The sequence below is a fragment of the Variovorax pasteuri genome (assembly GCF_051216435.1).
In the GTDB taxonomy this organism is placed as follows: Bacteria; Pseudomonadota; Gammaproteobacteria; order Burkholderiales; family Burkholderiaceae_C; genus Variovorax.
This window is the reverse complement of the sequence record NZ_JBPJZS010000006.1, coordinates 141852-161923: the sequence shown is the minus strand read 5'-3', so window position 1 is coordinate 161923 and position 20072 is coordinate 141852. Positions and strand designations below refer to the sequence as shown.

Below are 20072 nucleotides of genomic sequence, written 5' to 3'. Positions count from 1 at the left end.
CCCCCATGTACCACCAGCCATTCATGCAGCGCGCGCTCGCCCTCTCGGCGATGGCGTTGACGCAGCCTGGCACCGAGCCCTTCGGCGCCGTCGTCGTGAAGGACGGCGCCATCGTCGGCGAGGGCTTCAACCACTCCGTCGCGCACGCCGACCCCACCTCGCACGGCGAGGTCGAAGCCATTCGCGATGCCTGCCGCAAGCTGGGCACGGTCAGCCTCGCGGGCTGCGAGCTGTACACCTCGTGCGAGCCCTGCGCCATGTGCGTGGCGGCCATGCACATCGCGGGCATCGGCAAGCTGTACTACGCGGCGTCGCTCGCGCAGTCGGGCGAGGCGTTCGAGGGCGTGTGCGTGGCGGCGCGCCATCCGATCGATGTCGAGGTGCTGCGCATCGAAGCGGGTGCCGCGCTGGAAGGCCGCAGCTTGCCTGCCGAGCAGAAGCTGGCCGCCGAAGCCGTGCAGATTCTTTCGGACTGGGCGGCCACGCGCCGCGCTCGCCCGGCAGGCTGACCCGGCGGCTGCGGCCCCGCGTGTGATTCAATCGCCCGGAAAACTTCGGGAGATCCTGGTGAAGCGATTGTTTTTGGCTGCGTTCCTGCTCGGCGTCTGCATGGCCGCATCGGCCCAGACGGTCTGGCCCAGCTACATCGGCGATCTTCCGCGCGCCGTGTCCGAAAGTGCCGTGGCGGCCGAGTTGCCGCCGCAGGTGGCCGCTCTGGCCGAGGACACCACCGCACCCGCCGAGGTCGCGCAGTGGAGCGGCATCTGGCGCGGCTGGGCCTGTCGCGGCGCGGGTTGCGACGTCAAGATCGCCATTCGCGACCTCTCCGCCACGGGCGCGACGGTTACCTATGTGGCTGCGAGCCCGCTGCAGACGGTGGTCGACGAAGCCCCCGGCCGCTTCGAGAAAGACGAACTCCACGTCCGGCTGAAGACGGGCGCCAAGCTCGTGCTGCGCCTGCGCAAGGACGGCGACATGGAAATGGGCGCGTGGCGGCCGGAGTCGCAGCTGCTGTCCGTGGGCGTGCTGTCGCGGCGCCCGCCTGCCTATGTGCGCCGCGTCGAATGGCTGGACACCCCGTTCACAGAGAACGGCAAGCCCGTGCGCCTCGAAATGATCGTGCACCGGCCCGAAGGCGACGGACCCTTTCCCACCCTGGTCATGAACCACGGATCGACCGGCATGGGCAATCGCCCGGAATGGTTCGGGTTGACGTGGGTCAGCCCCGAGGTGAGCGCGTTCTTCGTCGCGCGGGGCTGGCAGGTCGTCTATCCGCAGCGCCGCGGCCGGGGCCACTCGGAAGGGCTGTACGACGAGGGCTTCGAAGCAGACCGCTCGCGCTATTCATGCCAGGCCGCGCTGTCGCTGCCCGGTTTCGACCGCGCGCTGGCAGACATGCAGGTGGCCATGGCGCAGATACGGCAGCGCAGCGATGTGGACGCCCGGCGCGTCGTCATCGGCGGCGTGTCGCGCGGCGGGATTCTCGCGACGGCCTATGCAGGGCTGCATCCGCAAGAGGTGGTGGGCGCGATCAACTTCGTCGGCGGCTGGATCGGCGCCGGGTGCCCGGACGCGGTCAAGGTGAACGGCGAACTGTTCAAGCGCGGCGCCGCTTTTCCCGGGACTACGCTCTGGCTCTATGGAGAGGCAGACCCGTACTACCCCATCGCGCACAGCCGGGGCAACTTCAACGCATTCCAGTCGGCCGGCGGGCAAGGGACGTTCGAGGTGTTGGTGCCGCCGAAGGGGCTGGACGGCCACGGCACCTACACCGTGCAGCGGCTCTGGGGCGGGTTTGTCGATGCGTACCTGGGGTCGATCCGCTGAAGGACCTGGAGCCCTTTGTCGGGCTTGTCCGCCACGCCATGCGCGGCCACGGCTGACACGGCGGCGCTGAAGCCGGTGTAACCATCGAGCCTGATTTCAACAACTGGAGGACCCGCTTAATGAACAAAGCCCTGATCGCCATCGCCACGTCGCTCACCCTGCTTGCAGCCGGCACCGCCAGCGCCCAGATTGGCAAGGCCGCCTCCGAAGCGACCGACGCCGCCCAGCACAAGATCGACGAGAAGCAGGCCGACAGCAAGGCCAAGAAGAGCGGCCCCGTCGGCAAGGCCGTGAACAACGTCAAGTCGGGTTATCACAAGAACCGCTCGAAGGCATCGGCCGACAAGGCCAAGCAGTCGCTGAAGAACGCCGGCTGAGCTTCGGCCTCTTCCTGACCTGACCTGAAAGGCATGCTGCCTCGCGCAGCATGCCTTTTGTCGTTGTGCCTCAGGGTGTTCGATGTGAATGGGTATGGCGATGGCCTGAACGCAGGGTCGGGATAATTCCGCTTCCCACACCTCGAGGACACCATGAGCGCCCCTGCGACCCTCGCCACCTTGCTGCTGGCCGCCTCCTCGTTCCTGGCGTCGCAGGCATTTGCGCAAGCACCGGCAGCGCGCGCCAGCTACGCCGGCCCGCTGTTCGACACCCACCTGCACTACAACCAGGAAGCCTGGGACGGCAATACCGGCCCGTACCCACCCGCTGAAGCCTTGTCGCGCATGCAGCGCAACCACGTGAAGGCCATCGTCGCCAACTCGCGACCCAACGCCGGCACGCAGACCCTGGCCGCATCGAAGGAGGCACGCGCCGCCGGCGTGGCCGTGGTGCCCTTCGTGCGCCTGTACCGCAACCGCGACGACTACAGCAACTGGTTCCGCGACGACACCATCTACGACATGGTGCAGGCCGAGCTCGCGCGCGGCACCCCGAGCGGGCCGTACCGCGGCCTGGGCGAGTTCCACCTGTACGACAGCGCCAATGCCAACGGCCCCGTAGCCAAGAAACTCGTCGCGCTGGCCGAGCGCCAGAAGCTCGCGGTGCTCGCGCACGTCGACGACGAGGCGATCGACCTGCTGATGGCCAACGCGCCGTCGAAGGGCCGCAACCTGCGCCTCATCTGGGCCCACACCGGCATCGGCGGCGCGCCCATCGAGCGCGTGCAGGCGCTGCTGGAGCGCTACCCGCTGCTGATGGGCGAGCTGTCTTACCGCCCCGGGCTCACCTGCGACGGCGGCACGCTGTGCCCCGAGTGGCGCGCGCTCATCCTCAAGTACCCGGAGCGCTTTCTGGTCGGCTCCGACACCTGGGTCAACCAGCGCTGGAGCGCCTACGACGAGATCATGCGCGGCTACCGCGTGTGGCTGGGCGACCTGCCGCCCGACGTGGCGCAGCGCATTGCCTGGGGCAATGCGGCTGCGCTGTTCGACCTGCGCTGAGCGCGGCTGCTACCGGTCGGCGTTGCGGTTCGCGCTTTCCCGCGCGCGGACCACGGTGGTCGTTTCCCCTGCGAAGCCCCAGTTGTCGGTGTCGATCTCGTCGATCACCACGTGCGTGAGCTCGGGCTTCTTGCCCAGCACGCGCTGCAGCGTGTCGGTGATCTCCGCGATCACGGTGGCCTTCTGCTCGCGCGTGACACCGTCGCGCGTGATGCGTACGTTGACGTAGGGCATGGTGGTCTCCTTGCGCTCGGGGTTCAGAAGTTGCCGGCGGCCGCGGCGCCGTCCACCGCCAGCACCGCGCCGCTGGTGAAGCCCGCGTTCACCAGGTAGAGCACCGCATCGGCGATTTCGTCGACCGTGCCCAGGCGGCCGGTGGGCTGCAGCGTCTTCAGGAACGCATGCGACTCGGCCGGGTGCATCGGGCTGTCGATGATGCCGGGCGCCACCGCGTTCACGCGCACCCCGTGCGGCGCCAGTTCGAGCGCCAGCGCACGCGTGGCGGCGTTCAGCCCGCCCTTGAGCAGCACCGCCATGAAGGCCGGCACATTGCTGCGCGGCTGCAGCGCGATCGACGCGGTGATGTTCACGATGGCGCCCGAGCCGCGCGCCACCATCTGCCGCGCCGCCGCTTGCGACGCGAAGATGGTGCCCTTCACGTTGATGGCGATCTGCTCTTCGATTTCTTCGGGCGTGAAGTCGATGAAGGGCTTGGGCAGGAACACGCCCGCGTTGTTGACCAGCGCATCGACGGCGCCGAAGCGCGCCACGGCATGGTCGACCAGCGCCTGCGCGGTGCGCGGGTCGGCAATGTCGCCGGCCACGCCGGCAAAGCGGTCGCCCGCGTTAAGCTGGCGCGCGGCCTCCTGCAGCCGCGCGTCGCTGCGCGCATTGCCGACCACGTTCCAGCCGTCGGCGAGCAGGCGGCGGGCGATGGCGAAGCCGATGCCGCTGCTGGCGCCGGTGACGACGGCGGTCTGGCCGCCCTTGGGGTTCTGTGCAGTCATGATGAATTTCCTTCCGGTTCAGCGGGCCGCGACATGCGGCGCGTCGTGGAAGGAAGTGTGGATTCAGCCGTGCAAAGAGTGAATGCCCGACGTTCGGCAAACACTCTTCCGCGCGGCGAGCGAATCAGCCGCGCCGGGGCTTGGAAACCGTCTTGGCCCTGGGCTTCGGTGCAGCCTTGGCCTTGGGCGCACAAGCCTCGCTCCACGCCGCGAAGCCCGCGCGCAGCTTGGGCAGCGCAAAGTCGACGAAGGCCCGCACCTTGGGCACCGACAGCCGCCCGTGCGGGGACACCAGGTGCACCGGCAGCGGGGGCGCCTCGTCGCCGGCCAGAATGATGCGCAGCCGACCTTCGGCCACCTCGTCGGCCACGTGGTACGAGAACGAGCGCAGCACGCCGCGCCCTTCGGCCGCCGAGGCCACCGCCGCGCGCAGGCTGTTGACCACGAAGCGCGGCGTGAACTGCACCGTGCGCGGCATGGTCGAGCCCGCCTCCGGCGGGAAGCTCCACGAGTCGATGCCGAAGTGCGTCATGGCCACCACCTGGTGCTGCGCCAGGTCCGCCGGCTGTTCGATGCGCGGGTGCCGCGCCAGGTAGCGCGGCGACGCCGTCACCACCCGGCGCACCTCGCCCACGGGCAGTGCCACCAGCGTGGAGTCGGCCAGATGCGCGATGCGCAGCGCCACGTCGATGCCCTCGTCGATCAGGTTGGCCGGCCGGTCGAGCAGGTGCAGCCGCACCGACACCGTGGGGTGCGCGTTCATGAACTCGTCGAGGATGGGCCGCAGCAGCGCTTCGCCGACCGCCACCGCCGCCGTTACCGTGAGCCGGCCGCGCGGCGCCGAGCGTTCGCCGGCGGCGGCGATGTCGGCCTCTTCCAGGTCGGTGAGAATGCGCCGGCACGCCACCGCATAGCGCTCGCCCGCGTCGCTCAGGCGAATGGAGCGCGTCGTGCGGTGCAGCAGCTCGGCGCCCACGTGCGTCTCGAGGAACGCGATGGCGCGGCTCACGGCGGCGGGCGACTTGCCCAGTTTGCGGCCCGCGCCGGCCAGGCTGCCTTCGGCCAGCGCTGCGACGAAGACCTTCATGGCGTCGATGCGGTCCACGATTCTTCCTTGTTCCGAAATACTGAATGCCCAAGCATAGGGATTCACTCGCAGCGCGGCAATCCATAGCATCGAAGCATCGATTCACTGGAGAGCTTCCATGGCCGCAGGCCCGCGCATTGCCGCCGCCGATACGGTGACTGTTCCGCACCAGCTGCATCGCGCCGCGCCGCCGTGGCGCGCCATCCTCGCGGGCTTTTGCGCCACGCTGGTCGGGCTGGGGCTGGCGCGCTTCGGCTACACGCCCTTGCTGCCGGCCATCATCGAGGCGCACTGGTTCAGCGCCTCGGCCGCCACTTACCTCGGCGCGGCCAACCTCGTGGGCTACCTGCTGGGCGCGTTGCTCGGCGGGCCCATGTCGGCGCGCTGGCCGGTGCGCAGCGTGCTGCGCGCCATGATGCTGGCCACGGCCGCCTCGCTGCTCGCCTGCGCATGGCCCATCGACTTTGCATGGTTCTTCGGCTGGCGCGTGGTCTCGGGCATTGCCGGCGGCGCGCTGATGGTGCTGGCCGCGCCCACCGTGCTCGCGCACGTCACGCCGCAGCAGCGCGGGCTGGCCAGCGGCATGGTGTTCGCGGGGATCGGCCTGGGCATTGCGGCTTCGGGCACGCTGGTGCCCTTGCTGCTGCGCCAGGGCCTGTCGGCCACGTGGGTCGGGCTGGCCGTGCTTGCGCTGCTGCTCACGGTGGTTGCGTGGCACGGCTGGCCTGCGTCGGAGCCGGCGCCTGTTGCCCCTGGCGCGCGTGCGGCACATGTGCCCGTATCGCGCCCGCCTGTCGCCAAGGGCGCGCTGCGCACGTTGACGATCTCTTATGCGCTGAACGCGGTGGGCCTGGTGCCGCACATGATCTTTCTGGTCGACTTCGTCGCGCGTGGGCTCGGGCAGGGGCTGGCGGTCGGCGCGCAGTACTGGGTGGTGTTCGGGCTGGGGGCCATCGTGGGCCCGGTGCTCAGCGGCTACCTGGCCGACCGCGTCGGCTTCGGCGCCGCGCTTCGCATTGCCTTCGGCGTGCAGGCTGTGGCGCTCGCGCTGCCTGCCCTGGGCCTCATCGGCCACGGCGGGCTCATCGTTTCCAGCGCGGTGGTCGGCGCCTTCACGCCGGGCATCGTGCCGCTGGTGCTGGGCCGGGTGCAGGAACTGCTGGCGCACCATCCGTCGCTGCAGAAGGCGGCATGGAGCCGCGCGACCACCGGCTTTGCCGTGCTGCAGGCCAGCGCGGCCTACGGCATGTCGTGGCTGCTCGGGCATTCGGGTGGTAACCATGCGTTGCTCTTCTCACTGGGCGCAGGCGCCCTCGTGTTGGCACTGCTTACAGACCTTGTTGCCGGCAGGCTGCACCGCGTGCGGTGAATCGGCCTGCCGCACTTAGACTGCGGCGATGGAAAGCACAGGGGAAGTACAACGCAGCCTGCAGCCCGTGGTGGAGCTGCGGGAGGAGGGGGCGTATTTCGCCTACTCCGTGCGCGCGCCCCGCTCCAAGGGCGTGATACCGCCCAGCTCGTACCAGGACTGCGGCTTTGCCACCCTTGCCGAGTGCCTGAGCGACGTGGCCAACGCCCTCGGCGGCGACTTCAAACGCATCTACGTGCGGCTGGACGGCCACTGCGTCGGCGAGCGCGACATTGCCGAGCTGCGCCAGTCGCCGGAACTGGTCGCGGCCGCGCTGAGCGCCGCATGCGATTCGCTGAACCTGCGCCCGCTGCCCGGTACAGAAGCCGCTCCCCGAGAGATGGAAGGCCAGATCGCCGCGGGGTAGGCCCCGCGCGAAATGGTCACTCCACGTAACGCAGCCAAAGGTGCGTTCGGCCTTCGATGGCCTGGGTGAACGCATCGGCCAGTGCCTGCCGCTCTTCGTCGTCCGCGTTGTAGAGCGCGCACAGGTCCGCCGCAACGGCCTTGGCCGCCGCTGCATCTGGCGGCGCCGCACGCAGACAGCCCAGATACGACGCACCCACGCCGATCAGCTCGTAGCCATGCGCGCTGTGCAGATGGCGCGCCACCGCAAAGTTCAGCGCCGGGCTCAGGTCGCAACTGAAGTAGCCGTTGGGAAAGGCCGCGAGCGCTTCATGCGGTTGCTCCACCGGCACCACCAGCGCCGACACCGGCTGGTCGAGCAGCGACAGCGGGTCGTTCTGGCAGCCGATCCATTCCTGCAGCCCTTCGTCGTCCAGCGTGAGCCCATGCGCGCAGGCGTCGTCGAACGAAGCCGTGGCCGTTTGCTTGCGAAAGTTGTGCAGGCAGATGAAGAACTCCGCCTTCGTGCTCAGGTAGCCCAGGTACTGGCCGTCTTCGAAGCACTCCGCGGGCAGGCCTGAAATGTCGAGGCCGGCGACGTCCTCCAGCGCCATGTTCATGCGCGCATGCCCGGAGGTGTAGCGCGCTTGGCCGAAGTCGTCGAGCGAGAAAAGCGGCGTGCAGCCGGGGTGGTCGGCGGCAATCTGCCGGCGGGCCACGGCCAGCTCGTCAAGGCTGGCGATGTCGCTCAACCGGTACTCGTCGCACAGGCCCTGCGAGGGGTTCGCGTTGGCGCCGTTGCCGCAAAACTTGATGTCCATCGAGGTGTTCCGCAGGAGGGTGGCCGGCGATGGTCGCACAGCCCCGGGGCGTGGCTGCGGTGGGCATCAGACATGCGCAACTGTCCTACTCCAGCATTGCGCTTTTGGCGGTTTTCTCGTTTTTGCGCGATGCAGAAAACGGAGCCATGTCTACCTATGAATCAGTGCTGCAGGAGACGGGCCGCTTCGAAGTTGTCGATGCGCGCGACAAGACAGCCACCGTGCTCGAGTACACGGAGTGCCTGTACCGCGTGAGCATTTCCAAGCGGTACCCGGCGGTCAGGGGTGCAACCAGCTACAGGCTGCTCGACGGAACGCCGCTGCGCCGATCGAACAAGGGCTTCTTCGACACGCTCGACGGCATGAAGCGCTTCTTTGTCGTGCAAGGGGTCGAGACGCCGGAAGCGGCGTGCTGACCCCCCGCGCCTTTCAGCCAGCGCTTGCAGCGTGGTGTTCATCACGGCGCCTTCACTTCGCGCAGGGTGCCGGCCATGCGAACGAAGTCGTGCCCGGCCGTCGTGTAGTACGAGCGCGATTGCCCGGCCTCGAAGTCGTCGACGTGCACCACCGTGCCCTTGTCGGCCTCTTGCCACGAGAGCGCGTAGAGCCCGGGGGCGAGCTGTTCGCTTTGGTAGCGCACCTCGGCGGTCGCGCCGGTGAAAGGGCCGGCCGTGACCTCGTAGCGCATCGTCTGACCGTCGGCCGCGTAGATGTTCAGCGCGGTCATCGTGTCGCCGTAGCGCACTTCGAAGGTGCGGCCCGCGAAAGGCAAGGCGCTTGCCATGTCGTTGTTCATGGCGTTGCCGCTCAGTCCCAGGCCGGCGACAGGCCGGCCGGGTCGGTGAGGCGCTCGTTGCGGTCGAGCGCGGCCATTTGCGCCATGTCGGCGTCCGTCAGCTTCAGCTGCTGCGCCTTCAGGTTGCCTTCGAGGTTCGCGCGCTGGGTGGACGACGGAATCACCGCGTAGCCCAGCTGCATCGCCCACGCCAGCACCACCTGCGCCGCGGTGGCGCCGTGCGCCTTCGCAATGGCCTCGACCACCGGGTCGCTCAGCACCTTGCCGTACGCCAGCGTCATGTAAGAGGTGATGCGAATGCCCTGGCTCGCAGCGAAGGCCGCCACCTTGCGGTTCTGCAGGTAGGGGTGCAGCTCGACCTGGTTGGTCGCGATGTTCTCTGCGCCCACGGCTGCAATCGCTTCCTTCATGAGCGCGATGTTGAAGTTCGACACGCCGATGTGCTTCGTGAGCCCCTGCGCCTTGGCCTCGGCCAGCGCGCCCATGAACTCGGCCACCGGCACCGCGTTGCCGGGCGAGGGCCAGTGGATCAGCGTCAGGTCCACATGGTCCGTGCGCAGCTTGGCCAGGCTGTCTTTCAGGCTGGGCACCAGCTTGGTGGCGGCGTAGTTGTCGGTCCAGATCTTGGTGGTGATGAACAGGTCCTTGCGGGCCACGCCGCTTTCGGCGATGGCCTGGCCCACCTCGGCTTCGTTGCCGTAGATCTGCGCCGTGTCGATCACGCGGTAGCCCACGTCCAGGCCGTTCTTCACCGAGTCGATGACCACCTGGCCCTTCAGGCGGAAGGTGCCGAGGCCGAAGGCCGGAATGGTGTTGTTGTTCGTGTTCATGTGTTGTCCTTGTGCGTTGAAAAAAGAAGATGAGGAAAAAAAGCAGAGAGGCGGCTCAGTGCCCGACCGGCACCGGCCCCGAGGCCCGCACCGGAATGCCGGCCCGGCGGTCGAGCGCGCCGCTCCAGTAGGTGAGGCCCAGCGACACCAGCACCACCAGCGCGCCGATCCAGGGTGTATGCATCAGGCCCAGGTGCGTCACGATCAGGCCGCCGGCCCAGGCTGCGAGGGCAATGCCCAGGTTGAAGGCCGCGATGTTCAGGCCCGAGGCCACGTCCACCGCCTGCGGCGTGAAGCGCTCGGCCTGCTTCACCACGTACACCTGCAGGCCCGGCACGTTGCCGAAGGCCACCGCGCCCCACATCAGCACCGCCACCAGGGCCAGCCACTTGTGCGGCGCCGCGAAGTTGAAGACCAGCAGCACGGCCGCCAGCAGCGCGAAGATGATCTTCAGCGCCGGCACCGGCCCCAGCCGGTCGGCCAGCTTGCCGCCCCAGATGTTGCCCACCGCCACCGACACACCGTACACCAGCATCACCCAGCCCACCGCCCCGGCGCTGAAGCCCGACACGTCCGTGAGGATGGGCGCCAGGAACGTGAACGGAATGAACGAGCCGCCGTAGCCGATGGCCGTCTTGGCATACACCAGCAGCAGGCGCGGCTCGGCCAGCACCTTGGCTTGCTGCGCCAGCGAGGCCGGCGGCGTGTGGCGGATGTTGGAGGGCACGAAGATCCAGCTGCCGATGAACGCCACCACGCCCAGCGCCGACACGGCCAGGAAGGTCTCGCGCCAGCCGAAGTGCTGCCCGATGAACGTGCCCAGCGGCACGCCCGTGACCAGCGCCACCGTGAGGCCGGTGAACATCACCGCGATGGCGCTCGCGGCCTTTTCCTTGGGCACCAGGCCGGTGGCGATGGTCGAGCCGATGGAGAAGAACACGCCGTGCGCCAGGCCCGTGAGCACGCGGGCGGCCACCAGCGATTCATAGCTGGGCGCCTTCCACGCCAGCAGGTTGCCGACCGTGAACAGCGCCATCAGCCCGAGCAGCAGCGCCTTGCGCGGCAGCTTGCCCGTGAGGGCGGTGAGCACCGGCGCGCCAATGGCGACGCCCAGCGCGTAGAGGCTGACCAGCAGGCCGGCGGAGGGAAGGCCGATGCCGAGGTCGGCAGCGACGGTGGGGATGAGGCCAACGATGACGAACTCGGTCGTCCCGATGGCGAAGGCGCTGAGGGTCAGCGCGAGCAGGGCGATTGGCATGGGGCACTCCTTCTTGGGTGGGGAGGAGTGTCTTGCGGATACCTTTGCGGATTAAGGGGGGTGTGGGCAGAAGATAGTTGCTTGGGAGTCAAATATCCTTGCGCAAAGGTAAGACCTGCTCCATATAAATTCATTCTCCTTGACGTCAAAAATCGGTGTTGCAGACACTTCGGGTTTCCCCTGTTGGTCGATTTCGAATTAAGGCGCGTGCTCCGATCTCGGCAGCTAGGCGCGGTCAACCTTACGCATATTGATAACAATCGAGACGCCGCGCGTTACTATCTGCTACATGATGAATGGAGGAGATAGATGAATTTTCAACAAGTTCGCCACCCGATTGACTATGTGGTTCAGCGCATACGGTCGGGAAGATTGGCGTTGCCTGACTTTCAACGCGATTTTGTTTGGAGCCCGAGTCAAGTAGTAGATTTACTTGATAGTGTGGCGCGGGAGTGGCCAATTGGATCATTGCTCTTGCTTAGTGGTCCTCAGCCATTCGCATTTCGAGCCATTGATAACGCTCCAGCTACTAGCGGTACAGAACTTGAGCTTTATGTTTTGGATGGACAGCAACGCGTTACAGCGATGTATCACGCCATAGCGAATGTCTCGAAGTATTGCTATTACGTAGACTTCCAAGAATTACTCGACGGTGGGGTTGATCCCATCAAATGGGCATCAAGATCCATATTTGATAAGAAATATCCTGATTTGAATTCTCGCGCCCGTGCAGGCTTGGCTTTAATAAAGGACATTTGGGATCAGCCAGCATTTTTTTCTTGGCTGGCTGAAATTAGATCCGAGCAGCTAAAAGATAATTTTATTCAAGCCCGCGAAACGAATCTTGCGGGTTTGCAATCGAAGGTTTACCAAATCATGGCGATCGAACTCGAGCGAGGAATCGAGTTAGAGGCGCTTGCGAGAATATTTGAAACAATTAATCGGACGGGCGTCGCTCTTACGGCGTTTGATTTGCTGGTTGCAAAGCTGTATCCTACAAAATTTAATCTAAGGGAAGCTTGGGATCAAGCTAAAGAGCGATACGAAAATCTCCTTCGATTTGACCCTAATGAGCTAGAGATACTGAAATTAATATCTTTGCTTATTAGGAAAAACGAAGGGCGGCAATACTCCAAAGGTGTGCGGCAAGGCGATTTGTTGGCGCTTGACCCGAGTCTGCTTGTCCAGTACTGGGAGGAGGCCGTTGATCTTTACGCTGCTGCACTCGATGAGTGCAAAAACTTCGGTATTACGACGAGTGAATTGGTCCCAAGTTGGTCAATGATCCTTGGCGTTGCTGGTTGCTTGCTATATCAGGTGCCAGGGCAAACCGAAGCTTGGTGGAAAGATCGCCTCCGCAGGCAGGTATTTGCACAGGCGGCAAACACAAAAATCGTTGCTGAATTTGATTCAGGCATGGCGCTTGAAATTGTTCAGGATGAAATCGGGGAAGGCACTGACCCGCTAAATTTTTTAGACAAACCTGCACGAGCAAATGGGCTCCTTACGAAGGGCCTGCTCGGACTGTTCGTGGCTAGAGGTGCGATAGATGCGCTCACCGGTGAAAAAATCGCTGCAAGCGATCAAGTGGCAATTAGATGGGTTGATCAAAACGGAGAAATTAAAAAACTTACCAGCGATGGCCCAATTGGCCGGGCTATTGTTTTGTCTGACGCCTCTGCAAAAAAATTAAAGAAAGGTATAAAAATAACAGACCTTCCTTACGGTGGGCAAGCTTCCAAGTCGCAAGGCCTTGAAGCGCTTGAGCATGCGCGTGACGCAGACACTGTTCGACAATTGTTCGCGTAGAGGAATGAAAATAATGAAGAAGCGTTATATTGCTGCCGCCTGCATAGTGCCCGTTGTCCTCTGGTTGCTAGTCCCTTGGATTATTCGTTATCCAGCCGGTGTGTATGGCGCTAGTGATTTATGCGTAGGAAAAGATGCTGAAACGTGTAGGGCAGCTATCGCGCTGCTTGGGCAAGCCGGCGATACATATGGAATCGTCTCATCTCTATTTTCTGGACTTGCTTTATTTGCAGTAGCGGCAACCCTGTATGCAGACTTTGCTGCTCGAAGAAGCAGTCGAAAACCTCTGGTGGTTTGCACAATTGATCCCGTCAAAGAAATCACTTTCGACGAACCAAGTTATACGCAACCCCGAAGTGTTCGCCTTGTGGTCAGCTTGCAGGTAAAGGCCGCAAACGAATCAGCTTTAAATACTGCGGTTGAGGTGAAGTTTTCATGCGGTTCATTCTCCATGGATCTTGGGTGTAATTCGGTTCAAATTCCGCTTTTGAGCGGTGATTCGACTACGCTTGAATTTTTTGGAAGAATTTCTGCGGTTGACGCGCTGGTAACCCAAATTAATTTAGGGTCACAGATGTTTGTTGACGTGAGCGCGAAATGCGAGAGCATCGAAGGACTGCGATGGGAGACGGCCGTGGGGTATCGCTTAGATTTTCGTAAAAATCCAGATGCTTCAATGATACGAACGCTGATCGGTGACGAGCAGAGCTTGCGCGATACTTGGCCAGCAGACGCATCCATTGCTCTCAAAGGCCAAGTCCGGGCAAACTCATGGAAATATAAGAGTCTTTAGTTTTCGATTGAGTACGTCAAACATGCGATAAGGTCCTGTCGGGTTATGAATTCTTTTCTTGTTAACGATACGATTATTCATTCAATTGCTCAACTCGTTGATGATTCCAATAACAATGGAAATTATCGCGAGCCATCGCATTCAGATATTGAGTTTCAAATCAATGCGGCTGGCCTTTCAGAATTTGATCCAAAACACCACGGGCAAACTATAGGGAAGGCGAAAAGAGTTCGAGCTGTCTTGTATGGGGCATCAGATGGTGACCCTGCTCGCAGTTCGCGATTCGTAGTCGGCATTCTTGCCAAGATCCGAGCGTGTGGCGGATTTCGATCATCTTCAGTAAATTTTGTTGGCAACGAAGCTATTGAAAATGCAAAAGGCGCATTCGAGTCGGAAGGATTCGTTCTGGCCTCAGATGGTTCGATTGCGCCTAAGGTTCTTGACTCGCTTATAGGGCGTGATCTGTCTGAAGCATTGCTTCGATATGCCGAACGTGCCCGTAGAGGTGCTGAGGATGCTGCGTTATTGTCTGGGACCGGAAAGGATCTCTTGGAGGCCACGGCGGCTCATTCACTTGTGACTTTGAATGGCACTTATCCGGCGAATTTGAATTTTCAAAGTTTGCTTGGCATGGCTTTTGTCGCACTTGAAATGGCAGTCCCTGAACTCCCAGAGCAGCCCGGAGAATTACCAACGAAGTTGTTGGAGCGAGGAATGTTTCAGTCGGCCTTGGCTATAAATCGCCTTCGCAATAAGCAAGGCACAGGCCACGGCCGTCCTTGGCTGCCATCTATTGCAGATCACCAAGCGAAAGCCGCAATCGAGACTGTCGGAATTATTGCTGCCTATATGCTGGCAAAACTCGAAAATAAATCACGCGGTCGTAGCTAGCAAGGCTGCTTTGAAATTGACTAGCTTTAGCTGCGAGGTGTTTGCGGGCTGAGTTTTCATCCGCGTAGCGCTCACCATCGGCCCCTGACAGCAACCACATCGATATACTTCTTCGTCGCGCAAAAACTGCGCGATCGGGTTTGGAAGCCCGTCGAACCCTCTGCGACGAAAGCCGCAGTTACCGCACATGGTCTGCGGCTTTTTCGTTCGCTCGCCTTTTTTGGCGGCTCGAACGGGAGAGCGCAAGCTCTGCCGGCTTTCGCAAGAGGGTTCCCGGTCTTCCAACCCGTTCGAGCTGCCGCCTCCGTTTGGAAGCGGGTGCGGTGGCTGTAGCAATCCGAACCTGATTGGAGGCCTCTCATGGCTGAATCTGCATCCGCCCCCGCGCAACTCAGCGCCCGTCCCACTTCCCCCGCTACCGAGCTGAACGACCTCGTCATCCAAGCCTGCGACGACGCCGACAGCCTCTACGGCGTCATGCACGCCTACACGGCGCTGGAAAAACTCGTAGACACCGGCGCCTCTGCCGACAGCGAGGAGCCGAGCGGCCCCCAACTGAGCGCCTTGCTCGGCTTGCTCAACGAAAAGCTGATGGCCCGCATCGAAGCCATCAACGCCACGACCGGCGCGGTGCAAGCCGCCCTGCGAGGCGTCGCGCTCCACGCGCGCTGACGCAGCGGCAGCGCCAGCATTCAGGCAGCCGGCACGCCCGGCTGCCCCACCTCAGGCCTCGCGGCCCCCGCCTCCGATGCCTCCGGCGTCGCCCATGCCACCCGCAGCTCCCGCAGCTCCCGCCGCGCCCGCGTCCACCGCCCCCAGCATCCATTCCCTGAAGTGGGAGTGATGCTGGGGTTTGCTGTGTCGACGTTGTTGGCGCAGGGGATTCGGGGGAGGGGGTGAAGGGGGCGTTTCACACCCTCAACTTCTCATTGCTCGCTCGGTTGCTTCGGCGGTCCCTCGGACCATTTGCAGCACGAGTGCGTATTCCAGTTCATCTGAGCACCTTATCCGGCACTCATGAGCACATCGGACACGTGACCATTTCTTGAAGCTGGACGACCTGCGGTAACGTCGAATCGCATTGACCGGTGATCCCTGCGCATGTCGGCTTCGTGTTTGATGCATTGGCCTTAAGCCCCATCGATGCCCTCGTGAGCAAATTGAGAATGCTCACCAAGCCGCAGACCACCGCACAGATCCCTGCGGCCGACGAAGAAAAAGCAGAACGAAGCGGCCAACATGGCGCCCGCCAAGGCGACCAGCGGGCGACTGGGTGAATCCGTCAGCCTGGCCAGGGCGGCATAGATGACCGGGCCGATGGCTGTGCCGACCGCGAAGAAGGCACTCAGCGCACCGTAGATCCTCCCGAACGATTCGGGCCCGAAGTATTTGGCCGCCATGTAGGGCAAGACGTCGCCTTCGCCCCCAGTCGCGAGCCCTATGAGAAACGCCGCCACCATGGCGGCGCCCAGGGTGTCGCTGTATCCGTAGCCGAGGATGGCGACGGCTCCCAGCATGTTCGTTGCAACGGCCAGCGTTCGTGTGCCCATGCGGTCGAGCAGGAAGCCGCCAAGCAAGCGCCCCAGCAGGATCGTGACCCCGCCGACGGCCTGCACCTTTGCAATTTCCGCAAGCCCGAGCGAAGCGGTGTGCGAAAGGATGTGCACCGCATTCGTGATGAGGCCGTACACCGCGGCACCGCCAACCAGGTAAGCGACAGCGAGCATCCAGAAGTCAATCGTGCACAGGGCTTGCCTCAGTGTCAGGGAACGTACCTGACCCAGCGCTGCGTCTGTTCGGGCACGGGCGGGGGTGGCCGCCTCGCCCAGTGGTCGCCCATCGGCGGCCAGTCCATAGGATGCCGGACTGTCACGCACCATGGCCAGTACCAACGGCAGAACCACGAGCAGTTGCAGTGCAGCGATGGTCAATGGAACGGCGGACCAACCCGCCAGACTGACGGCGCGCTGGGTCGCGAAGGGATAGATGGCGCCGCCGAGCGCCAGACCGCTGGCCGCCAGGCCGATGGCCAGGCCTCTGCGGCGATCGAACCAGAGCACCAGCGCCCTCAGGTAGGAGATGGTGTAGCCCATGGCGCCCACGATGCCCATGGCAAACAGGCAGGCATAGAGCTCCCAGAGCGCGTGGACCGTACTCAAAACGAGCATCAACACCGCCACGCCGCAGATCCCCAAGGTCACGACCCGTCGTGTGCCGAGCCGGTCCAGCAGGGTGCCCGCCAGCGGAAACCCGATTACCTGCCCCAGCAGGTAGAACGTGGCGCCAGCGGCGACTTCGATCAGCGACCAGCCAAACGCCTTGCTCAGCGCAGCCGCGAGGAATGTGAATCCCGTGGCGATGAACATCTGCATGCTGAAGCCCATGCCCACCGCCGAGCCGCCCACCACCCACCATCCTGAATATCGTCTTGTCATGTCACGAGACCCGATGTGGCTCCGGTTCGACGAACGCGAGCCCTTGCAGATCGCGCAGCGGCCATTTCGGCCGCGCGATGCGCCGATGCGCCAGCGCGTCCCAGTCGGAAGTCACGGTGCCCAGTGCCTTGGCGTAGATCACCTGGCCGGCCAGCTTGGAGAAGTGCGCGTAGAAGTGTTGCGTCGACTTCACGACGATGATTTGCTTGTCCCGCAGTTCACAGCCCAGGCCTGTGAACAGATCGGTGCCCATGGCTTGCAGGCGATGGCTGATCACCACCACGTCGATGCCGTCGACGGCCAGCCACGCCGAGTCGCCGCAGTCCATGCGTTCGCCCTCGGACAGCCCAGACATCGTGTGACCGCGCTTGAGCGCACGCACGGTCACTTCGATATCCAACGGGTCACCCGACATCGGGCCTGTCTTGCCGCCCAGGCGCACGCGCAGGCGCGCGCCTGCGCCGGCGTTGAAGGCCATGTCCACGACCGCGGGGTCCCACATCGGCGCCAGCGCCGCGTTGCCGATGCCGCGCTCGATCAGGCGGCGAAGGAAGAAGGTGGAATCGCCCGCTGCCCCGCCACCGGCGTTGTCGGCACCATCGGCAATGACCACTGGGGTCGTGACAGACGCAAGTGCGCGGTCCAGCGCGGGATCGATCTCGATCTCGTCGATGCGCAAGGCCTCGCGCACGGCGATCACCTCGTCGGCCAGCATGCGCACAGTGCGCTGCGCCAGCGCCACGTCGGCGTCCGCATAAACCAGCGTCTTGGTCCCCATGCCCGGCACGTCGGCCCATGGAAAGCCGTGGTTGAGCGAAACCGACAACACCCCGGGGAGTTGCTCCAGCGCACGCTGTCGCGCCACCAGCGCACGGCCGGGCTCTTGCGTCGTAAAGACCGGCACGATCATCTGGCAATCCACCAGCGCGGCTACTGGCCGGCAGCGCCCCTGCACCTTGTCGGCAAGAATGTCCACGAGCTCGAACGCACGCTCGACGATGTCGGTGTGCGGGTACTCCTTCCAGCAGATCAGCAGATCGGCGGCACACACCATCTCGTCGGTCATGTGGCCGTGCGGATCAAGCGTGGCGCCGACGGCAACCCCCGCGCCGACGATGGCGCGAACGTGAGCGAGCAGATCCCCCTCGCAGTCGTCGTAGCCGTCGGCCACCATTGCGCCATGCAAGCCGAGCACCACCATGTCCACCGGTAGCGCGGCGCGAAGGTCGATGAGTATCTGGTCGCGCAGACCCTCGTAGGCTTCGCGCGTGGTGACGCCCGCAGGATGTGCCGCGGCGACCAGCCCCTCCTTCACGACCCATCCATGCGTCTTGGCGCGCTCGCGCGCTGCCCACAGAGGGCCGGCGAAAAACGTAGGATGCGGTGGGTGCTGGCCGGCCGGAAAAAACATTCCCGTCTCGAACGCCGGCCGCCCGGTGGGTAGCGGAGAGAAGGTGTTGGTCTCTGTGGCCAGGGTGGCGGTGAAGACATGCATGGTCGGTTGTGGTGTTGATGTTGTTCGGGGTCGATCGCAGTTCGGTGCCGGCGAGGTGCCGACATCGCTGGGAACAGGCTATTGCCGACGCGCGAACCAAACCGTCAACCAGTTGACGTTCCCCGGGTTTACCCGCCATGCGCTGCAGGGTTACGATGAATTCGTGTCGAACACGCTTCAAAACAACTGGATCGATTCCGTCCCTGCTGCCGTGAAGCGAGAGCTGCAAGCGGCAATGACACGCCGGCAGTACCGGCGTGGGCAGACCATCTATCGCGCCGGCGAGATCTCTGCAACGATTTATCAGATCGTCTCTGGAACTGTGCATTTCACGGAAGCACTCGATAGCGGGCGAGAAGCGATGTATGCGGTCAGCGGCTCGGGCGCCTGTTTCGGGATGTCGCCTGCGGTGGATGGCGGGCCACGAGTCGGCACGGCCGTGGCGGCAGAGGCGACAGTGCTTGGTTGCCTAGGCAAGGGCGACTTTGATCGCTTGCGCGACCTCTACCCTGTGATCGACCGTGCGTTGCTGGTCTGGGCGTTTCGGCATCTGCGCGAGCTGGCGCACCGTGCCATCGGGACTCAGGAGCGAGACCTGTCACAGCGCCTGGCCTCCCATGTGGTCTTTCTGTTGGAGTACGGTGGGCCGCTGCCCGATGGCAGTCCGTTGGACACGCTCGAAATGACGCATGAGACGCTCGCCGCCACGGTGGGTGCCACTCGCCAGGGCATCAGCAAGATCGTGCGCGACTGGTCGGACGCCGGCATCGTGCAGTACCACTATGGGCGCTTTCGCGTGCTCGACATCAAGCGGCTGGCCACTATGGCGCGCGCTTAGTAGCGCTGATCTGGCTCCAAGCGTTCGACGCTGGCTGCCGCCCGGCGCGTACGGCGGCCCAGAGGGCAATCCGACTGAAGGCTTGCACCGCACAGGTGCGAGGCCTCGCCGAATATCGATGGGTGCTCATGGCCGTCGGAACGGGTGCTCAGATCAAACCGGAATAGGTGCTCACTGCGGATCGCAATATGCAACGAGCGCGTTTTCGCGCAGGCGGGTTGAACAGAGGCGTGCACAACGTCCAGGCTCGCAAGGTTTCTGATCGACGGGCGCTCGACTTCGTCGACATGGGCGTGCACCTCGACGGAGGTCGCAGTGCCCAGCGTTGTCAGAAGACCGGCGATTTCGTCGAGCCGGCGACGCGCCTTCTTCGACGAAGCGGCATCGCCCTTGATGGCGCGGGCAAACACGTCGGCGCGGTAGACGCCGCCAGTCGCCCGGTTGGGATCTCGCTGCACGGCAAACCACTCCGCCAACAAGACGAGTTCCCGCGATTCGAGGCGTGTGCTTGCAGGAGCGAACTGCACGTCGTGCGAGAGCCCGGAAAACGAGCATGCGGCGGCCCATGCAGGGGCGAAGACGAAGACGAGGGAGAAAAAGTTACGTGCTCGCATCAGCGCTCCAATCCGTCCCGAAGACCGGGATTGCAGCCGGGCAGTTTTGAAGTCTTCAGATCGGGATAGAGCTGGATGGCGGCGAAGTCATTGACCTGCACATCACCGTCTCTTTTCTCCCGGTAGGCATGTGCAAATTCCTCGACGTCGAGGCGTGCGGGGAACAGGTTCTTCAGCGCGCGAGCCACGTTGCCGGCGCGCGTTCGTGCGAGTTGCGCCGCCTCTCTCGTAGTTCTCTCGGGCGGCTTGGCGGTAGCGCCTGCTTCGACACCTGCGCTGTTGTACGTCGCAAACATCGCATCTGCGTTGGCAATCCATTCGGCCAGGCGGACGATTTGCGCACGGTCCAGCGCCGCGGAGCCGTCCGCGAATGTCAACG

At 63.9% G+C, this 20072-nt stretch carries 23 protein-coding genes; 12 read left to right on the top strand and 11 right to left on the bottom strand.

Annotation, left to right across the window (positions count from 1 at the left end; translation table 11 throughout):
* Positions 1 to 5: 5 nt before the first annotated feature.
* The 4 genes from ACSFBM_RS22010 to ACSFBM_RS21995 all read left to right on the top strand — a co-directional run bounded on the left by ACSFBM_RS22010 (position 6) and on the right by ACSFBM_RS21995 (position 3266).
* Positions 6 to 509, top strand: a complete 504-nt coding sequence (locus ACSFBM_RS22010; protein ID WP_435486264.1) for a nucleoside deaminase — start codon at positions 6 to 8, stop codon at positions 507 to 509.
* Between the two features lie 58 nt (positions 510 to 567).
* Positions 568 to 1827 (top strand): alpha/beta hydrolase family protein, encoded by a 1260-nt coding sequence (locus ACSFBM_RS22005; RefSeq protein ID WP_435486263.1) that lies wholly within the window; start codon positions 568 to 570, stop codon positions 1825 to 1827.
* A 119-nt stretch (positions 1828 to 1946) separates the two neighbouring features.
* The gene (locus tag ACSFBM_RS22000) at positions 1947 to 2204 is read left to right on the top strand and encodes a hypothetical protein (RefSeq protein ID WP_116910600.1); all 258 of its coding nucleotides are present in this window, start codon (positions 1947 to 1949) and stop codon (positions 2202 to 2204) included.
* Between the two features lie 153 nt (positions 2205 to 2357).
* Positions 2358 to 3266: an amidohydrolase family protein gene (locus tag ACSFBM_RS21995; protein ID WP_435486262.1), complete on the top strand. Its 909-nt coding sequence runs from the start codon at positions 2358 to 2360 to the stop codon at positions 3264 to 3266.
* Between the two features lie 9 nt (positions 3267 to 3275).
* On the opposite strand, the gene ACSFBM_RS21990 is transcribed toward ACSFBM_RS21995, so the two are convergent.
* The 3 genes from ACSFBM_RS21990 to ACSFBM_RS21980 all read right to left on the bottom strand — a co-directional run bounded on the left by ACSFBM_RS21990 (position 3276) and on the right by ACSFBM_RS21980 (position 5378).
* Positions 3276 to 3500, bottom strand: a complete 225-nt coding sequence (locus ACSFBM_RS21990) for a tautomerase family protein (protein ID WP_435438026.1) — start codon at positions 3498 to 3500, stop codon at positions 3276 to 3278.
* Positions 3501 to 3523: 23 nt separating this feature from the next.
* Positions 3524 to 4273 carry an SDR family NAD(P)-dependent oxidoreductase gene (locus ACSFBM_RS21985; RefSeq protein ID WP_435486261.1) on the bottom strand — a complete coding sequence of 250 codons (750 nt, stop codon included), beginning with the start codon at positions 4271 to 4273 and terminating at the stop codon, positions 3524 to 3526.
* 124 nt (positions 4274 to 4397) lie between these two features.
* Positions 4398 to 5378, bottom strand: a complete 981-nt coding sequence (locus ACSFBM_RS21980; RefSeq protein WP_435486260.1) for a LysR family transcriptional regulator — start codon at positions 5376 to 5378, stop codon at positions 4398 to 4400.
* A 100-nt stretch (positions 5379 to 5478) separates the two neighbouring features.
* Between ACSFBM_RS21980 and ACSFBM_RS21975 the strand changes: the two genes are divergently transcribed.
* Positions 5479 to 6729: a YbfB/YjiJ family MFS transporter gene (locus ACSFBM_RS21975; RefSeq protein ID WP_435486259.1), complete on the top strand. Its 1251-nt coding sequence runs from the start codon at positions 5479 to 5481 to the stop codon at positions 6727 to 6729.
* A gap of 28 nt (positions 6730 to 6757) precedes the next feature.
* Positions 6758 to 7135, top strand: coding sequence for a hypothetical protein (locus ACSFBM_RS21970; RefSeq protein ID WP_435486258.1), 378 nt, complete (start codon positions 6758 to 6760; stop codon positions 7133 to 7135).
* A gap of 16 nt (positions 7136 to 7151) precedes the next feature.
* Here ACSFBM_RS21970 and ACSFBM_RS21965 read toward each other — a convergent pair whose 3' ends face one another.
* Complete coding sequence (locus ACSFBM_RS21965) at positions 7152 to 7934, bottom strand: DUF4253 domain-containing protein (RefSeq protein ID WP_435486257.1); 783 nt, start codon at positions 7932 to 7934, stop codon at positions 7152 to 7154.
* Positions 7935 to 7963: 29 nt separating this feature from the next.
* On the opposite strand from ACSFBM_RS21965, the gene ACSFBM_RS21960 reads away from it, so the two are divergent.
* Positions 7964 to 8350, top strand: coding sequence for a hypothetical protein (locus tag ACSFBM_RS21960; protein ID WP_435486256.1), 387 nt, complete (start codon positions 7964 to 7966; stop codon positions 8348 to 8350).
* A 41-nt stretch (positions 8351 to 8391) separates the two neighbouring features.
* Here ACSFBM_RS21960 and ACSFBM_RS21955 read toward each other — a convergent pair whose 3' ends face one another.
* From ACSFBM_RS21955 to ACSFBM_RS21945, 3 genes are read right to left on the bottom strand one after another with little or no spacing between them, the layout of a single operon-like run.
* Positions 8392 to 8730 (bottom strand): MoaF-related domain-containing protein, encoded by a 339-nt coding sequence (locus ACSFBM_RS21955; RefSeq protein ID WP_435486255.1) that lies wholly within the window; start codon positions 8728 to 8730, stop codon positions 8392 to 8394.
* 11 nt (positions 8731 to 8741) lie between these two features.
* Positions 8742 to 9560, bottom strand: coding sequence for a 2,5-didehydrogluconate reductase DkgB (gene dkgB, locus ACSFBM_RS21950; RefSeq protein WP_435486254.1), 819 nt, complete (start codon positions 9558 to 9560; stop codon positions 8742 to 8744).
* Between the two features lie 55 nt (positions 9561 to 9615).
* Positions 9616 to 10818 carry an MFS transporter gene (locus tag ACSFBM_RS21945; RefSeq protein WP_435438035.1) on the bottom strand — a complete coding sequence of 401 codons (1203 nt, stop codon included), beginning with the start codon at positions 10816 to 10818 and terminating at the stop codon, positions 9616 to 9618.
* Between the two features lie 309 nt (positions 10819 to 11127).
* Here ACSFBM_RS21945 and ACSFBM_RS21940 point away from each other — a divergent pair, with 309 nt between their 5' ends.
* The 4 genes from ACSFBM_RS21940 to ACSFBM_RS21925 all read left to right on the top strand — a co-directional run bounded on the left by ACSFBM_RS21940 (position 11128) and on the right by ACSFBM_RS21925 (position 14983).
* Positions 11128 to 12627 (top strand): DUF262 domain-containing protein, encoded by a 1500-nt coding sequence (locus ACSFBM_RS21940; RefSeq protein ID WP_435486253.1) that lies wholly within the window; start codon positions 11128 to 11130, stop codon positions 12625 to 12627.
* Positions 12628 to 12640: 13 nt separating this feature from the next.
* Complete coding sequence (locus ACSFBM_RS21935) at positions 12641 to 13420, top strand: hypothetical protein (protein ID WP_435486252.1); 780 nt, start codon at positions 12641 to 12643, stop codon at positions 13418 to 13420.
* A gap of 45 nt (positions 13421 to 13465) precedes the next feature.
* Positions 13466 to 14311: an abortive infection family protein gene (locus tag ACSFBM_RS21930; protein ID WP_435486251.1), complete on the top strand. Its 846-nt coding sequence runs from the start codon at positions 13466 to 13468 to the stop codon at positions 14309 to 14311.
* A 360-nt stretch (positions 14312 to 14671) separates the two neighbouring features.
* Positions 14672 to 14983: a hypothetical protein gene (locus tag ACSFBM_RS21925; protein WP_435486250.1), complete on the top strand. Its 312-nt coding sequence runs from the start codon at positions 14672 to 14674 to the stop codon at positions 14981 to 14983.
* A gap of 458 nt (positions 14984 to 15441) precedes the next feature.
* Here ACSFBM_RS21925 and ACSFBM_RS21920 read toward each other — a convergent pair whose 3' ends face one another.
* Together ACSFBM_RS21920 and ACSFBM_RS21915 are read right to left on the bottom strand one after the other, a co-directional pair.
* Positions 15442 to 16746: an MFS transporter gene (locus tag ACSFBM_RS21920; protein WP_435486249.1), complete on the bottom strand. Its 1305-nt coding sequence runs from the start codon at positions 16744 to 16746 to the stop codon at positions 15442 to 15444.
* A gap of 1 nt (position 16747) precedes the next feature.
* The gene (locus ACSFBM_RS21915; protein ID WP_435486248.1) at positions 16748 to 18241 is read right to left on the bottom strand and encodes a M81 family metallopeptidase; all 1494 of its coding nucleotides are present in this window, start codon (positions 18239 to 18241) and stop codon (positions 16748 to 16750) included.
* A 55-nt stretch (positions 18242 to 18296) separates the two neighbouring features.
* Between ACSFBM_RS21915 and ACSFBM_RS21910 the strand changes: the two genes are divergently transcribed.
* On the top strand, positions 18297 to 19079 hold the full coding sequence (locus ACSFBM_RS21910; protein WP_435486247.1) for a Crp/Fnr family transcriptional regulator: 783 nt from the start codon (positions 18297 to 18299) through the stop codon (positions 19077 to 19079).
* On the opposite strand, the gene ACSFBM_RS21905 is transcribed toward ACSFBM_RS21910, so the two are convergent.
* Both ACSFBM_RS21905 and ACSFBM_RS21900 read right to left on the bottom strand, forming a co-directional pair.
* A complete protein-coding gene (locus tag ACSFBM_RS21905; RefSeq protein ID WP_435486246.1) occupies positions 19076 to 19693 on the bottom strand; it encodes a hypothetical protein in 618 nt (205 codons plus the stop codon). The genes ACSFBM_RS21910 and ACSFBM_RS21905 overlap by 4 nt on opposite strands.
* The gene (locus ACSFBM_RS21900) at positions 19693 to 20070 is read right to left on the bottom strand and encodes a hypothetical protein (protein WP_435486245.1); all 378 of its coding nucleotides are present in this window, start codon (positions 20068 to 20070) and stop codon (positions 19693 to 19695) included. The genes ACSFBM_RS21905 and ACSFBM_RS21900 overlap by 1 nt, the downstream gene beginning before the upstream one ends.
* Positions 20071 to 20072: the final 2 nt, after the last annotated feature.